Genomic DNA, 14,713 nt, shown 5'->3' with positions numbered 1-14,713 from the left:
GCTCCGCACCGCCCCTCGCCCGCCACGGCGACGGACGAGCCGCCGGCCCCCTGCCCGATGGAGGCGACCGCGCAGTCGTCACCGGCCGCCGGCAGCGGGGCGGCGAACAGCAGGAACAGGGTGGCGGCCGTCAGCCGCCATATGCGTGATCCGTACACGCCGGGGATCATGTTCCCCTCGGCCGCCGTGCACGCGGAGGGAGAGCCGATTCGCCTGATGGAGGGACATTCGGCAATTCGCGTTTGCGCCCGTCGAAGATTGTCCGGGCTTCCGTTGAACACCCGGGCGCCGGTCTGCCGTACCTAGGGCAACGAAAGACGCGGTCTCGCGTCCCGGCCGGCAGAAGGACAACGGGAGTCGACATGGATACCTGGCGGAACGCCTCGCTCGCGGTTGCGGCGGTGGCCCTGTTGGCGCTGACGACGGCGTGCGGTCAGGAGGGGAGCACCGCTTCCCCCAACGGCCAGGCCGTGGGAAACGCGGCTCCCGCACAGCGGCCCGCCGACGGCGCCTACGGCTCGGACAGCGGCTACGGCTCCGGCGCGGCCGAGGGCGAGGAACCCGGGGAGGCCGGACAACTCGCCGTGTGGGACAGCAAGAAGCTGGGCAAGGTGCTGACCGACAGCGAGGGCTTCACGCTCTACCGGTTCGACAAGGACACCTCCGAACCGCCCACGTCGAATTGCGACGGTGACTGTGCGAAGGTGTGGCCCGCGGTGCCCGCGCAGGGCGCCGAAGCTGCCGCGGGAACCGATGCGTCACTGATCGGCGAGGTCACGCGGTCCGACGGAACGAAACAGCTGACCGTCGCGGGCTGGCCGATGTACCGCTACGCCGAGGACACCGGGCCGGGTGATGCCGGAGGCCAGGGCGTCGGAGGGACGTGGTTCGCCGCAGCTCCGGACGGAAAGAAAGCGGCGGTGAACGCCGACGGACCCGCCGATGGCGGGCAGGCCGGCCTCGCCGGACTTTCGGTCCGCGAGGATCCGGAACTCGGGGACATCGTCGTCGACAAGCGGGGCATGACGGTTTACCGCTTCAAGAAGGACTCGGCATGGCCGATGAAGTCGGCCTGCACGGGAGACTGCCTGCAAAAATGGCCGGTCGTCGCCCCCGTGCCGAAGAATGATGTCGAAGGAGTGACCACCAAGGGATTCGTCACCTTCGACCGTCCGGACGGCATCAAGCAGCAGTCTCTCGACTGCTGGCCGCTCTACACCTTCTCCGGGGACGCGAAGCCGGGAGACACCAACGGCCAAGGTGTCGGGGGCACATGGTATGCGGTGTCGCCCGAGGCGAAGCTGGCCGGAGCTCCCGAGTAGCACCTGGACCCCTTTGCGATTCCGGTCCGTCGCCGAATGCGCACACGCAGCGACGGACCGGCCCGCACATGCCTCCGGTGTGTGACCAATAACGGATCTCTAATTTCCGTTTCCACTCGCTCTCTTGGCGGTCGATCAGTAGCCTCTGGTCCACACTGACCATGAACATGGCCGGATCGCCGTGGCGACTTGTTGGAGACATCGATGGAGCGTCCCGCCTGGGCACCGCAGGGCATTGACATCTCGGTGCCGAGCGTGTCTCGCATGTACGACTTCTACCTGGGCGGTTCGCACAATTTCGAGGTGGACAGGGAAGCGGCCCGCAAGGCCATGGAGTTCATGCCGGGCCTGCCCAAGGTCATGCAGGCGAATCGCGCCTTTATGCGGCGGGCCGTGCACTATGCCACCACTTCGGGCGTCAACCAGTTCCTGGACATAGGGTCAGGCATACCGACCTTCGGCAATGTTCATGAGGTCGCCCAGGCGGCCGACCCCGAGGCACGCATCGCCTACGTCGACCACGACTCGGTCGCGGTCGCACACAGCCAGGCGGTGCTCGAGGGCAACGAGCGGGCCGTCATCGCCGCCGCGGATCTTCGTAAACCCCAGGAGATCCTGGCGAATCCGGAGATCAACGCCCTCCTCGACCTGGACAGGCCCGTCGCGCTGCTCCTGGTGGCGGTGCTCCACTTCGTCGAGGACGCCGACGATCCGTACGCGGCGGTCGCCGAGCTGCGGGACGCGCTGGCCCCAGGCAGCCTGCTGCTCCTGACCCACGCCTCGTACGAGGGGATTCCGCTCACCCAGGAGGTGGCGGGCGGGACGGTCGATGTCTACCGGACCATCCGCAACCCGCTGATCATGCGTTCGCGCACGGAGATCAGCCGCTTCTTCGAGGGGTACGAGATGGTCGAGCCCGGGCTCGTCCCCATGCCCGAGTGGCGTCCCGCGTCCCCCGAGGCACTCGCGCAGGAAGACCCGTTCACCTACTCGGGCTTCGCCGGGGTCGGACGCAAGGCGTGAGCATTCCCGCCCAGCCGTCCGGTGTCCCGGACGCGGAACCCGACGGCCCCGAAGGCCGGCTCCGGCGATTCGCCACCATCTGGAGCAGGGCGATCTTCCCGTCCACGGCCACCTCCATGACCCGGCCCGAGTTCGAGGAGCATCTGCTGCCGCTTGCGCGGGCGCTCAGCGACATCCTGCACTCACGGGTCTTCGACGCCACGCCCGCGCATCGCGTCGGAGCCGCGCTGGTCGCCGCGCACTGCACGGATCCCGACGCCCTGAGCTCCTCGCTCGGCGTCGTCGACTCCTACCTGGTCCTGTACTGCGGCGGCAACGGGCCGGTGGAGCTGTCGACCGAGGACAGCCGGGCCCGGTGCGCCCGGATCCAGCACGCGCTCGCCGGCGGGTTCACCCAGGCGCTGCGTGAGCGGACTCTCTCCGAGCAGGAGGCGATCGCCCGCTCGGCACTCACCGCCCGCTCCCATGCCGAGCAGGCACTGCACGCCACCGAGGCGCGCTTCCGCGCCGTGTTCAAGGACGCCGCCATCGGGATCGGCATCGCCGACCTCGAAGGGAACATCCTGGAGATCAACGACACCCTCACCCGGATGTTCGGCGGCCTGGAGAACCACGTCCGCAGCCACAAGGTCAACGAGTGGGTGCACCCCGAGGACTCGCCGTACGTGTGGAAGTACTACGACGAACTGGTGCGTGGCGAGCGCGAGCACTACAGCGTCGAGAAGCCGTACTACCGCAACGACGGCACCGTCCTGTGGACCAACCTGACCGTGTCGCTGCTGCGGGACTCCGAGGGCCGGCCGGAGTACCAGCTGGCCCTCCTGGAGGACACCACCGAACGGCGGCTGCTCAATCTGCGGCTGCGCTACGAAGCCACCCACGACGCCCTCACCGGCCTGCCCAACCGGACGCTGTTCTTCGAGCGGCTGGAGAAGGCCCTCGCGCCCCGGGAAGGCATGCGCTTCGGGCTCTGCTACCTCGACCTGGACGGCTTCAAGGCGATCAACGACAGCCTGGGCCACGCGGCGGGGGACCGGCTGCTGGTCGAGGTCGCCGACCGCCTGCAGAGCTGCGGGACCGCCCCCGGCGAAATGGTCGCGCGGCTCGGCGGCGACGAGTTCGTGGCGCTCACCACCGGTCCGCGCACCCAGGACGACGTCCACGAGCTGGCGGGACGCATCCTGCTGGCGCTCGCCACGCCCATCCGGCTGGACGGCCGGGAGCTGACGGTGCGCGGATCCATCGGCGTCGTCGAAGGCCCCTCGGGGGAACGCACCGCCGCCGAGGTGCTGCGCAGCGCCGACATCACGATGTACCGGGCCAAGGCGGCCGGCGGGAACCGCTTCGCGCTGGCCGACGCCGAGGCCGACGCCCGCGCCATCACCCGCCACGGACTGACCACCGCGCTGCCCGCGGCCCTGGACCGCGGCGAGTTCTTCATCGAGTACCAGCCGCTGGTGCACCTCGGGGACGGGAGCGTGCATGGCGCCGAGGCCCTGGTGCGCTGGTGCCATCCGCAGCACGGCGTGCTCGGCCCTGACCGGTTCATCCCGCTCGCCGAGCACACGGGGCTGATCGTGCCGCTCGGCCGCTGGGTCCTCGAGGAGTCCGTAAGACAGGCGAACTTCTGGCAGGAACGCCACACCGACGGCGGCCCCCTGCGGATCAACGTCAACCTCTCTCCGGCCCAGCTGCACCACCCCAGCCTGGTCGCCGAAACCGTCGACGTGCTGGAACGCTCCGGCCTCGAGCCCGGTGCCCTCTGCCTGGAGGTCACCGAGTCCGCGCTGATCGGCGCGGACGACGATCTGCTCAAACCTCTGCGCCAGCTGGCGGAGATGGGCGTCGACATCGCGCTGGACGACTTCGGCACCGGCTACTCGAATCTGGCGAACCTGCGCCGGCTGCCGGTGAGCGTGCTCAAGCTGGATCGCTCCTTCACCCAGGGCATGCAACATCATCCGGCCGACCCCGTCGACCTGAAGATCGTCGAGGGCATCGTCTCGCTCGCCCACAGTCTCGACCTCGCGGTCACGGTGGAGGGTGTCGAGACGGGCGCCCAGGCCGAGCAGCTGCGACAGCTCGGCTGCGACACCGCACAGGGGTGGTACTACGCGCGGCCCGGCGCCCCGGACCGGATCCACGCGCTGCTGCTGGCGGACGCGGTCTGAAGGCTCCGCCCTCAGCCGCCGTCCGGGCCCCGCCCGCCGGCGGCCGGGGGCACGACCGGCGGCCCCGACCCCAGCAGCATGCGCTGCAGCTCGCGCGCCGCACGCGGCGGTTCGACGTCGCTGCGGTGCGCCAGCGCGATCGTGCGGCGCAGACCCGGCGGGGCCAGTGGTGTCGTGCGGAGGTCCTGACCGGCCCGCACGGCGACCATGCGGGGTACGACGGCGATGCCGAGACCCGCCCGGACGAAGCCGAGCACGGCGTCCATCTCACCGCCCTCCACCGTGAACGACGGCTCGAAGCCCTCCGCCCGGCACGCGGCGACGGTCAGCTCCCGCAGGTCGTACCCGTGACGGAACATCACCAGAGGCTCGTTCTCGAGATCGGCGACGCGCACGGAACCCTTCCGTCCGGGCGCGGGCCGGGAAGCCGACGACACCACCACGAGGTCCTCGTGCAGCAGCTCCACCGTGGTCAGCGCCGGCGAGGCGGCGGGCAGCGGCAGCACGAGCAGCGCGAGGTCGAGCGCGCCGCGGGCCAGCTGCCGTACGAGGTCGTGGGAGCCGCCCTCCTCGATCAGGAGCTGGATCCCCGGGTGCGCGCCGTGGAAGGCGCGCAGCACATCGGGCAGCAGGCCGGTGCAGACACTCGGGGTCGCGCCCAGCCTGATCCGCCCCCGGCGCAGCTGGACCAGTTCCTGCACCTCTTGCCGTGCGGTGTCCGCGTCCGCCAGGATCCTGCGTGCGAGCGGCAGCAGTGCCTCGCCCGCGTCCGTCAGCGCGATGTTGCCGCGAGCCCGGCTGAACAGCTCGGCACCCAGCTCGTTCTCCAGGGCCTTGATCTGCTGGGAGAGGGAGGGCTGCGACACGTGCACCACTTCCGCGGCCCGGGTGAAGTGCCTGGCCTCGGCCACGGCCACGAAGTAGGCGAGCTGCTGGAAGTGCATGAAGCCGACCCTAGCGAACTCCATAGTCACTGCCTATGGAGATGAGTCATTTCATGTCTTGGACTGATGGTGCCCTTCGCCTCTAGCTTCGAGTCCATGGCATTGGCAACACGGACGGACCGACGGCCGTCCATGACGCGCACGCTCTGGGACTCGTCCGTCGGCAAGAAGACGATCATGGCCGTGAGCGGACTGATCATGCTCGGCTATCTGGTGGTCCACATGCTGGGCAACCTGAAGATCTTCTTCGGACCGGACGAGTTCAACCACTACGCGCACTGGCTCAGAACCATCGGCGAGCCCTTCCTGCACTACGAGTGGGCGCTGTGGATCATCCGAGTGGTGCTTGTCGCGGCCGTCGTCCTGCACGCCGTCTGCGCGTACCAGCTGAGCCGCCGTGACCTCAGGGCGCGCCCGACGGCGTACGTCCACAGGAAGGCCCGCTCGAGCTACGCCACGCGCACCATGCGCTACGGCGGCATCATCCTCGCGCTGTTCATCGTCTGGCACATCCTGGACCTCACGACCGGCACCGTGCACACCGGCGGCTTCCAGTCCGGGCACCCCTACCAGAACGTGCTCGACACCTTCTCGACCTGGTACGGCAACGTCATCTACATCGTCGCCGTGATCGCCGTGGGCCTGCATGTCCAGCACGGGTTCTGGAGCGCGGCGCAGACCCTCGGCGTGGGCAGCGCGACCCGGGACCGCGTCCTCAAATCCCTCGCCAATGTCCTCGCAGTGGTGCTGACGGCCGGCTTCGTATCCGTGCCCGTCGCCGTGATGACCGGAGTGGTGAGCTGACATGAGCGACTACACGAACTACCGCACCGGCGACCCGGTCGCCGACGCCAAGGCGCCCTCGGGCCCCGTCGCCGAGCGCTGGGACACCCGCCGCTTCGAGGCGAAGCTCGTCAACCCGGCCAACCGGCGCAAGCACACCGTCATCGTCGTCGGCACCGGCCTGGCCGGCGGCTCGGCCGGTGCGACACTCGCCGAACAGGGCTACCACGTCGTCCAGTTCTGCTTCCAGGACTCGCCAAGGCGCGCCCACTCCGTCGCCGCGCAGGGCGGCATCAACGCGGCCAAGAACTACCGCAACGACGGCGACTCGGTGCACCGCCTCTTCTACGACACCGTCAAGGGCGGCGACTTCCGCGCCCGGGAGTCCAACGTCCACCGCCTGGCCCAGATCTCGGTCGAGATCATCGACCAGTGCGTCGCCCAGGGCGTCCCCTTCGCCCGCGAGTACGGCGGCCTCCTCGACAACCGCTCCTTCGGCGGCGTCCAGGTCTCCCGTACCTTCTACGCCCGCGGGCAGACGGGGCAGCAACTCCTCCTCGGTGCCTACCAGGCGCTGTCCCGCCAGATCGCCGCGGGCAACGTCGAACTGCACGCGCGCACCGAGATGCTCGACCTGATCGTCGTCGACGGCAAGGCCCGCGGCATCGTGGCGCGCGACCTCGTCACCGGGAAGACCGACACCTACTTCGCCGACGCGGTCGTCCTGGCCAGCGGCGGCTACGGCAACGTCTTCTACCTGTCGACGAACGCCATGAACTCCAACGCCACCGCGATCTGGCGCGCCCACCGCCGCGGCGCCTGGTTCGCGAACCCCTGCTTCACCCAGATCCACCCCACGTGCATCCCGCGCACCGGCGACCACCAGTCGAAGCTGACGCTGATGAGTGAGTCGCTGCGCAACGACGGACGCATCTGGGTCCCGAAGGCCAAGGGCGACGACCGCCCCGCGAACCGGATCCCCGAGGACGAGCGGGACTACTACCTGGAGCGCATCTACCCGGCCTTCGGCAACCTCGTGCCCCGTGACATCGCCTCCCGCGCCGCGAAGAACGTCTGCGACGAGGGCCGCGGCGTCGGACCCGGCGGCCAGGGCGTCTACCTCGACTTCGCCGATGCCATCGCACGCATGGGCCGCAGAGCGGTCGAGGAGAAGTACGGCAACCTCTTCGACATGTACGCCCGCATCACCGCGGAGGACCCGTACGAGACACCGATGCGCATCTACCCGGCCGTGCACTACACGATGGGCGGGCTCTGGGTCGACTACGACCTCCAGACCACGATCCCGGGCCTCTTCGCCATCGGCGAGGCCAACTTCTCCGACCACGGCGCCAACCGCCTCGGCGCCTCCGCGCTGATGCAGGGCCTCGCCGACGGCTACTTCGTCCTGCCGTCGACCATCAACGACTACCTGGCCCGCAACCCGCACACGGAGGAGATCGACGCCGGCCACCCGGCGGTCACCGAAGCCGTCGCCGAGACCGAGGACCGGCTCAACCTCCTCCTCGCGGTCGACGGGGACCGCACCCCGGACTCCTTCCACCGCGAGATCGGCGAACTCATGTGGGAGTTCTGCGGAATGGCCCGCACCGAGGAAGGGCTCCGCAGGGCGCTGGACCGGATCCCGCAGATCCGCGAGGAGTTCTGGCGGCGGATCAAGGTGCCCGGTAAGGGCGAACAGTTCAACCAGTCGCTGGAGAAGGCCAACCGCGTCGTCGACTACCTGGAGCTCGCCGAGCTCATGTGCCTCGACGCCCTGCACCGCGCCGAATCCTGCGGCGGCCACTTCCGCGAGGAGTCGCAGACCCCGGACGGCGAAGCCGCCCGCCGCGACGAGGAGTTCTCCTACGCCGCGGCCTGGGAGTTCAGCGCCACCGGCGACGCCCCCGTCCTGCACAAGGAAGACCTCGTCTTCGAGTACGTCCACCCCACTCAGCGGAGCTACGCATGAAGCTCACCCTGCGCGTCTGGCGCCAGCAGAACGCCGAGGCGCCCGGCGCCATGGCCACCTACGAAGTCGACGGCATCTCGCAGGACATGTCGTTCCTGGAGATGCTCGACACCCTCAACGAGGAGCTCATCCTCAGTGGGGACGAGCCCGTCGCCTTCGACCACGACTGCCGCGAAGGCATCTGCGGCGCGTGCAGCCTCGTCATCAACGGCGACGCCCACGGCCCGGAGCGGACCACCACGTGCCAGCTCCACATGCGGTCCTTCGACGACGGCGACACGATCGACATCGAGCCGTGGCGCGCCTCGGCCTTCCCGGTCGTCAAGGACCTCGTCGTCGACCGCTCCTCCTTCGACCGGATCATCCAGGCCGGCGGATACATCTCCGCGCCCACCGGCACGGCGCCCGACGCGCACGCCACCCCGGTGCCCAAGCCCGACGCCGACTCGGCCTTCGAACACGCCGAGTGCATCGGCTGCGGAGCCTGTGTCGCCGCCTGCCCGAACGGCTCGGCGATGCTCTTCACCTCCGCCAAGGTCAACCACCTGGGCGTCCTCCCGCAGGGAGCGCCCGAGCGGGAGACCAGGGTGCTCGACATGGTCGCCACCATGGACGACGAGGGCTTCGGCGGATGCACCCTCACCGGTGAGTGCGCCACGGCCTGCCCGAAGGGCATCCCACTGCCGTCGATCACCGCGATGAACAAGGAGTGGCTGCGCGCCACCCGCAAGGTCCACCGCTGACCCTCTCCCGCCGCGGGGAGTCAACCCGTCCGCAGCGCCTTCGCCAGGTACGCGGCCGTACGGCTCCCCGCCGCGCGGGCGACCTCCCGCGGTGTGCCGGTGGCGACGATCCGGCCGCCCCGGTCACCGCCGCCGGGCCCCAGGTCGATCACCCGGTCCGCACCGGCCACCACCGCCATGTCGTGCTCCACGACCACCACCGTGCTCCCCGCGTCCACGAGGCCGTGCAACTGCCGCATCAGCACCTCCACATCGGCCGGATGCAGCCCGGTCGTCGGCTCGTCCAGCAGATAGAGCGTGTGCCCCCGCCGGGTGCGCTGAAGTTCCGTCGCCAGCTTGATCCGCTGCGCCTCACCGCCCGAGAGCTCCGTCGCCGGCTGGCCCAGACGCAGATAGCCGAGCCCCACGTCGAGCAGGGCGCGCAGACTGCGCTCGGCCGCCGGGGTCCCTGCGAGGAAGGCGGCCGCGGCCTCCACCGTCAGGTCCAGTACCTCGGCGATCGTGAGACCGCGCAGGGTGACGTCGAGGGTCCGCGGGTTGTAGCGCGCGCCGTGACAGTCCGGGCAGGGAGCGTACGTACTCGGCAGGAAGAGCAGCTCGACCGAGACGAACCCCTCGCCCTGGCAGGTCTCGCACCGTCCGCCCGCCACGTTGAACGAGAACCGGCCCGCCCGGTACTTCCGGGCCCGTGCCGCCTCCGTATCCGCGAACAGCTTCCGCACGACGTCGAACAGACCCGTGTACGTGGCCAGGTTGGAGCGGGGCGTACGGCCGATGGGCTTCTGGTCGACCTGCACCAGCCGGTCCACGGCCTCCAGGCCCTCCGCCGACGCGCAGCCCTCCGCACGCACCGGCGGTCCGGGAACGTCCGCCGGCCGCCGGCCGGCCAGCACACCCGCCAGGACCTGCCCGACGAGGGTCGACTTGCCCGATCCCGACACCCCCGTGACGGCCGTCAGTACTCCGAGCGGGAAGTCCGCGTCGACCCCGCGCACATTGTGCCGGTCCACCCCACGCAGCCGGATCCACCCCGAAGGCTCGCGCGGCTCGCGTGCGGGCGGGGGGTCCTCGTCGAAGAGGAACCGCCGGGTCGCGGACCCGGCGACCCCGGCGAGCTCCGCGGGAGGACCGCTGTGCAGGACGCGGCCTCCGTGCTCGCCCGCCAGCGGCCCGACGTCCACCAGCCAGCCGGCCTGCCGCACCACGTCCATCTGGTGTTCCACCACGAACACCGAGTTCCCTGCCTGCCTGAGCCTGCCGAGCACCCCGAGCAGGGACTCCGTGTCGGCGGGGTGGAGGCCCGCCGACGGCTCGTCCAGCACATAGACGACACCGAACAGCCCCGACCGCAGCTGGGTGGCGAGCCTCAGACGCTGCAGTTCCCCCGATGACAGTGTCGGGGCCGTGCGGTCGAGGCTGAGATAGCCGAGGCCCAGCTCCGTCACCGGCTCGATCCTGGCCAGCAGGTCCGCGGTGAGCACCCGCGCCGTGTCGCTCCCCCCGCCCGCTTCCAGCAGCACCTCCGTGAGGGCGGAGAGCGGCAGAGCGACGACGTCGGCGATCGTACGGCCGGCGAAGGTGACCGCCAGGGCCTCGGGCCGCAGCCGGCTGCCTCCGCACACCGGACACGGTGCGCTCGTCAGGAACCGCTCCGCCTTCGCCCGCAGTGTCCGGCTCCTGGAATCCGCGAACGTGTGCATCACGTAGCGCCGCGCACTCATGTACGTACCCTGGTAGGGGCGTTGGATGCGGCCCGCGTCGCGCACCGGATGGACCGTCACGACCGGCTGCTCGTCGGTGAAGAGCATCCACTCGCGGTCCGCCGGTTCCAGCTCCCGCCACGGGCGCTCGACGTCGTACCCGAGGGCGTCCAGCACATCGCGCAGGTTCTTGCCCTGCCACGCCCCCGGCCACGCCGCGATCGCCCCCTCCCGGACCGACAGCGACGGGTCAGGCACGAGCAGTTCCTCGGTGGTGCGGTGGATCAGACCCAGGCCGTGGCACTCGGGGCAGGCACCGGCCGCCGTGTTCGGCGAGAAGGAGTCGGAGTCGAGCCGTTCGGCACCGGGCGGATAGTCACCGGCGCGCGAGAAGAGCATCCGCAGGGAGTTGGACAGAGTGGTGACCGTACCCACCGACGAGCGTGACCCGGGCGCCGAGCGGCGCTGCTCCAGGGACACCGCGGGCGGCAGACCGGTGATCTCACCGACATCGGGTGCCCCGACCTGATGGATCAGACGGCGGGCGTACGGGGCGACGGACTCGAAGTAGCGCCGCTGCGCCTCCGCGTAGATCGTCCCGAAGGCCAGGGAGGACTTGCCCGAGCCCGAGACGCCGGTGAAGACCACGAGGGTGTCCCGCGGGATGTCGACGTCCACATCGCGGAGGTTGTGTTCGCGCGCGCCGCGCACCCGGACGTACGGATCATGGGGGGTGGACATCGGCGGCACGGCTCCGTGGGGGATCGGGGGCGGGCAGGCTTCTGCCGGTGATCCTCCCGCACACGCGTGGACCACCGGCAGCGTGGTGCCGGGACTACACCATCGGGTCCATGCCGCGGTCCTGCATGGAGCTCTCCTGCTCGCTCTGCTCCCGCAGGCGGCGGGACTTGTCCTGGAGCCGCTGACGCTGTTCCGGATCGGTGGCGCGTTCCGCGGCCTCGTTCAGTTCCTGTGCCTTGGCACGCAGCTGCTGGGCACGGCCGCCTGATTCACCTGCAACGCTCATGATCACTCCTGGATCTGTGGGGAGCGGACACCCTCAGCGAATCAGCGGCCGGGCCCGCCTGCATCTCGAACGGCCACGCTCCACGCCCCGTGCGGCCGTACGCCGTGCCCCGTTCGGACCTCCCGCCCGGCATGCGTAGGGGTGAAGGTGTGGGGTAGTGGGTGTGGCGGTGCACCACCGTCATCCGGCAGTCAGGAGAGGTGTCATGCCCGCAGGATCCAGCCCCAAGCGCGAACGTCAGTACGAACACATCAAGGAAGGTGCCGAGAAGCGCGGTACCTCCACGAAGCGTGCCGAGGAGATCGCGGCGCGCACGGTCAACAAGGAGCGGGCCCGCTCGGGGGAGTCCCGGAGCGCGAGCCCCGCGTCCCTCCGGGATCCGAAGTCGTCCTCCGAGCGCGGTGGGCAGCGCTCCCACCGCGGAGCGCAGGGGCCGACGAAGGACCAGCTGTACGAGGAGGCCAAGAAGCGCAACGTCGAAGGCCGTTCCTCGATGACCAAGGAGCAGCTGCGCAAGGCGCTCGGGCGCTGAGGGTCAGGCTTCCGCCGACGCGAGTTCCTTGTGGACCTCGCCGAGGAACGCGTCCAGGTCGTCCGGTGTGCGTGAGGTGATCAGGGTCCAGCCCCCGGCGTCGTCCCTGACCACCGGCTCGTCCACCCAGGTGCCGCCCGCGTTGCGGATGTCCGTCCGGAGCGAGGCGTACGAGGTGAGGGTCTTCTCCCTGACGGCATCCGACTCGACGAGCGCCCAGAGGCCGTGGCAGATGGCTGCCACCGGGCGGCCGGTGGTCGTGAACGAGCGGACGATCGCGGGGGTGGCGTCCTGCAGCCGGAGGGTGTCGGCGTTGAGCGTCCCGCCGGGCACGAGCAGCAGCTCGTAGCCTGCGGGGTCCACCTCGGACAGGGTGAGCGACGGCCGGACGGTTTCCCCGGGGTCCTTGTCGCCGACGAGGGTGCGGATGGGTTCGTCCGACACCGCGGCGATGTCCACGGTCGCGCCGGCATCCCGGAGATGCCGCACGGGCACGACGAGTTCGTCCTGCTCGACGCCGTAGTTGGTCACGATCGCCAGTACACGGCGTCCGCTGAGGTCCTGGCCCGTCATGTTTCCGCCCTTTCGTCGTGTGTCCACCGCTGTCTGTCTGACTGCCTGCCTGCCCGCCGTGCCGAGCCGCGGAGACCGGGCAGGTGCCGGCCGCGCGCCGGATCCGGACCGGCGCGGACGGTCAGCCTTTCTCGTCGAGCCGGAAGCCGACCTTGAGTCCCACCTGGTAGTGGGCGATACGGCCGTCCTCGATGTGGCCCCGCACCTGCGTCATCTCGAACCAGTCGAGATTGTGCAACGTTTCGGAGGCTCTTGCGACGCCGTTGCGGATCGCCGCGTCAAGGCCCTCTTCGGAGGTTCCTACGATCTCGGTGACGCGGTAGGTGTGATTAGACATCTCGTGTCCCCTTTCGGTGGTTCCACGGTGCCTCACTCCGGGTGGGAGCGCGAGACGTCGGAGGCGTGATCCAAGGCGGAGCGGGGCTTGACCTGCCCATTGGTCCATACCAAAATCCGATTCACACACCCGTGCGAGCGCCGCCCGCAGTCCCCCCACCCGGGTCCTGTCCGTCGTGCTGTTTCGCAGAAGGTGGCCACCCGTGAAGATCCGCATACTGGCCGGAGCCGTCGCGCTCGTCTGCTCCGTCGCGCTGGGCGGCTGCGGCTCCCTCCCCGGCGCGGGCGCCGACAGCAGGACGGTGACGGTGTGGCTGATGAAGGGCAGCGCCTCCCAGAGCTTCCTCGACCGGTTCAAGGCGTCGTACGAGTCGGAGCACCCCTCCGTCGAACTCGAGTTCGTCCTGCAGGAATGGGGCGGCATCGGCCCCAAGGTGCTGACGGCGCTCGAAGGCGACGACGCGCCGGACGTCATCGAGGTCGGCAACACCCAGGTGGCGCAGTACGCCGAGAGCGGCGAACTGCGCGATCTCACCCTCGAATCGATCCGCGACCTGGGCGGGGAGGACTGGCTGCCGGGGCTCGCGGAGCCGGGCAAGGTCAACGGCGGACAGTACGGGATCCCCTGGTACGCGGCCAACCGCGTCGTGATCTACAACAAGGACCTGTTCGCCCGGGCGGGCATCACCACACTCCCCAGGACCCGTGAGGAGTGGGTGGCCGTCACCGAGCAGCTGAACACCGCCGGCCGGCAGGGCATCTATCTCGCCGGTCAGAACTGGTACGTCCTCGCCGGGTTCATCTGGGACGAAGGCGGCGAACTGGCCGAGGACGGCGGAGGTGACTGGGAGGGATCCCTGGACTCGCCCGCCGCGCTGCGGGGCATGGACTTCTACAAGACACTCCAGGTACTCGGCAGCGGACCCAAGGACGCCGACGAGCAGTCGCCCCCGGAGACCGACGTGTTCGCCGAGGGCACGGTCGCCCAGATCATCTCCGTGCCCGGCAGCGCCGCACTCATCGAACAGCGGAACCCCCAACTCAAAGGGAAGCTCGGCTACTTCCCGATTCCCGGCAAGAGCGCGAAGAAGCCGGGCGCCGTCTTCACCGGAGGGTCCGACCTGATCGTGCCGGAAGGCGCCGACCAGCGGGGTGAAGGCATCGAGGTCGTCAAGGCCCTCGCGGGGGAGAAGTGGCAGACGGAGCTCGCCCGGGCCATGAGCTACGTGCCCAACAAACCCGCCCTCGCGGCGGTGGTCGAGGGCCAGGAAGGGACCGCCGCCATGGCCGAGGGCGCCACCGAGGGCCGCGCCACCCCCAACTCGCCGCACTGGCCCGCCGTCGAGGCGGACAACCCCATCAAGCCGTACATGACGGCTGTACTGGAGGGCGGCGATCCGGTGCGGGAGGCGAAGAAGGCCTCCGACCGCATCACGTCCAAGCTGATCACCGGCTGACGGGGACCGGGAGGGGGCGGCCGCCTCGCGAGCCGGGGATTCAGCCGTCGCACATCCCCTCGCTCCACGGCGGTCATGTCGAATCCAGCCGGCCACGGAAGAAGTAGGGGGCGGGGTCGCCGCACTCCCG

13 protein-coding genes are annotated in these 14,713 nt (G+C 70.0%); 8 read left to right on the top strand and 5 right to left on the bottom strand.

The window, feature by feature from the left end; all coding sequences use genetic code 11:
• The first annotated feature begins 362 nt into the window (after window positions 1-362).
• The 3 genes from BFF76_RS05625 to BFF76_RS05615 all read left to right on the top strand — a co-directional run bounded on the left by BFF76_RS05625 (window position 363) and on the right by BFF76_RS05615 (window position 4,516).
• Complete coding sequence (locus tag BFF76_RS05625) at window positions 363-1,322, top strand: SCO0930 family lipoprotein (protein WP_053930220.1); 960 nt, start codon at window positions 363-365, stop codon at window positions 1,320-1,322.
• Window positions 1,323-1,526: 204 nt separating this feature from the next.
• Window positions 1,527-2,345, top strand: a complete 819-nt coding sequence (locus BFF76_RS05620; protein ID WP_078850804.1) for an SAM-dependent methyltransferase — start codon at window positions 1,527-1,529, stop codon at window positions 2,343-2,345.
• Window positions 2,342-4,516, top strand: a complete 2,175-nt coding sequence (locus BFF76_RS05615) for a putative bifunctional diguanylate cyclase/phosphodiesterase (protein ID WP_053930221.1) — start codon at window positions 2,342-2,344, stop codon at window positions 4,514-4,516. Before BFF76_RS05620 ends, BFF76_RS05615 begins: the two co-directional genes overlap by 4 nt.
• An 11-nt stretch (window positions 4,517-4,527) precedes the next feature.
• Here the strand turns inward: BFF76_RS05615 and BFF76_RS05610 are convergent, their stop codons facing one another.
• Complete coding sequence (locus BFF76_RS05610; protein WP_031100486.1) at window positions 4,528-5,460, bottom strand: LysR family transcriptional regulator; 933 nt, start codon at window positions 5,458-5,460, stop codon at window positions 4,528-4,530.
• A gap of 96 nt (window positions 5,461-5,556) precedes the next feature.
• Between BFF76_RS05610 and BFF76_RS05605 the strand changes: the two genes are divergently transcribed.
• From BFF76_RS05605 to BFF76_RS05595, 3 genes are read left to right on the top strand one after another with little or no spacing between them, the layout of a single operon-like run.
• On the top strand, window positions 5,557-6,264 hold the full coding sequence (locus BFF76_RS05605) for a succinate dehydrogenase (RefSeq protein WP_078850805.1): 708 nt from the start codon (window positions 5,557-5,559) through the stop codon (window positions 6,262-6,264).
• A gap of 1 nt (window position 6,265) precedes the next feature.
• Complete coding sequence (locus tag BFF76_RS05600) at window positions 6,266-8,215, top strand: fumarate reductase/succinate dehydrogenase flavoprotein subunit (RefSeq protein ID WP_053930223.1); 1,950 nt, start codon at window positions 6,266-6,268, stop codon at window positions 8,213-8,215.
• Entirely contained in the window at window positions 8,212-8,958 is a 747-nt protein-coding gene (locus tag BFF76_RS05595; protein ID WP_031100481.1) for a succinate dehydrogenase/fumarate reductase iron-sulfur subunit, read from the top strand. The genes BFF76_RS05600 and BFF76_RS05595 overlap by 4 nt, the downstream gene beginning before the upstream one ends.
• A gap of 20 nt (window positions 8,959-8,978) precedes the next feature.
• Here BFF76_RS05595 and BFF76_RS05590 read toward each other — a convergent pair whose 3' ends face one another.
• On the bottom strand, window positions 8,979-11,399 hold the full coding sequence (locus tag BFF76_RS05590; protein WP_065847447.1) for an excinuclease ABC subunit UvrA: 2,421 nt from the start codon (window positions 11,397-11,399) through the stop codon (window positions 8,979-8,981).
• A 94-nt stretch (window positions 11,400-11,493) separates the two neighbouring features.
• Window positions 11,494-11,685, bottom strand: coding sequence for a DUF6381 family protein (locus tag BFF76_RS05585; protein ID WP_031100476.1), 192 nt, complete (start codon window positions 11,683-11,685; stop codon window positions 11,494-11,496).
• Between the two features lie 205 nt (window positions 11,686-11,890).
• Between BFF76_RS05585 and BFF76_RS05580 the strand changes: the two genes are divergently transcribed.
• Window positions 11,891-12,217, top strand: a complete 327-nt coding sequence (locus BFF76_RS05580; protein ID WP_031100474.1) for a hypothetical protein — start codon at window positions 11,891-11,893, stop codon at window positions 12,215-12,217.
• Between the two features lie 3 nt (window positions 12,218-12,220).
• On the opposite strand, the gene BFF76_RS05575 is transcribed toward BFF76_RS05580, so the two are convergent.
• Window positions 12,221-12,790 carry a DJ-1/PfpI family protein gene (locus BFF76_RS05575; RefSeq protein WP_065847445.1) on the bottom strand — a complete coding sequence of 190 codons (570 nt, stop codon included), beginning with the start codon at window positions 12,788-12,790 and terminating at the stop codon, window positions 12,221-12,223.
• A gap of 121 nt (window positions 12,791-12,911) precedes the next feature.
• A complete protein-coding gene (locus BFF76_RS05570; protein WP_031100470.1) occupies window positions 12,912-13,127 on the bottom strand; it encodes a dodecin in 216 nt (71 codons plus the stop codon).
• A gap of 202 nt (window positions 13,128-13,329) precedes the next feature.
• On the opposite strand from BFF76_RS05570, the gene BFF76_RS05565 reads away from it, so the two are divergent.
• Window positions 13,330-14,583 (top strand): extracellular solute-binding protein, encoded by a 1,254-nt coding sequence (locus tag BFF76_RS05565; protein WP_065847443.1) that lies wholly within the window; start codon window positions 13,330-13,332, stop codon window positions 14,581-14,583.
• The last annotated feature ends 130 nt before the right edge of the window (window positions 14,584-14,713 follow it).

This window comes from Streptomyces mutomycini, from assembly GCF_001700505.1.
In the GTDB taxonomy this organism is placed as follows: Bacteria; Actinomycetota; Actinomycetes; order Streptomycetales; family Streptomycetaceae; genus Streptomyces; species Streptomyces mutomycini.
The sequence above is the reverse complement of the archived record's forward strand: the minus strand, read 5'-3'. Positions and strand labels throughout refer to the sequence as shown.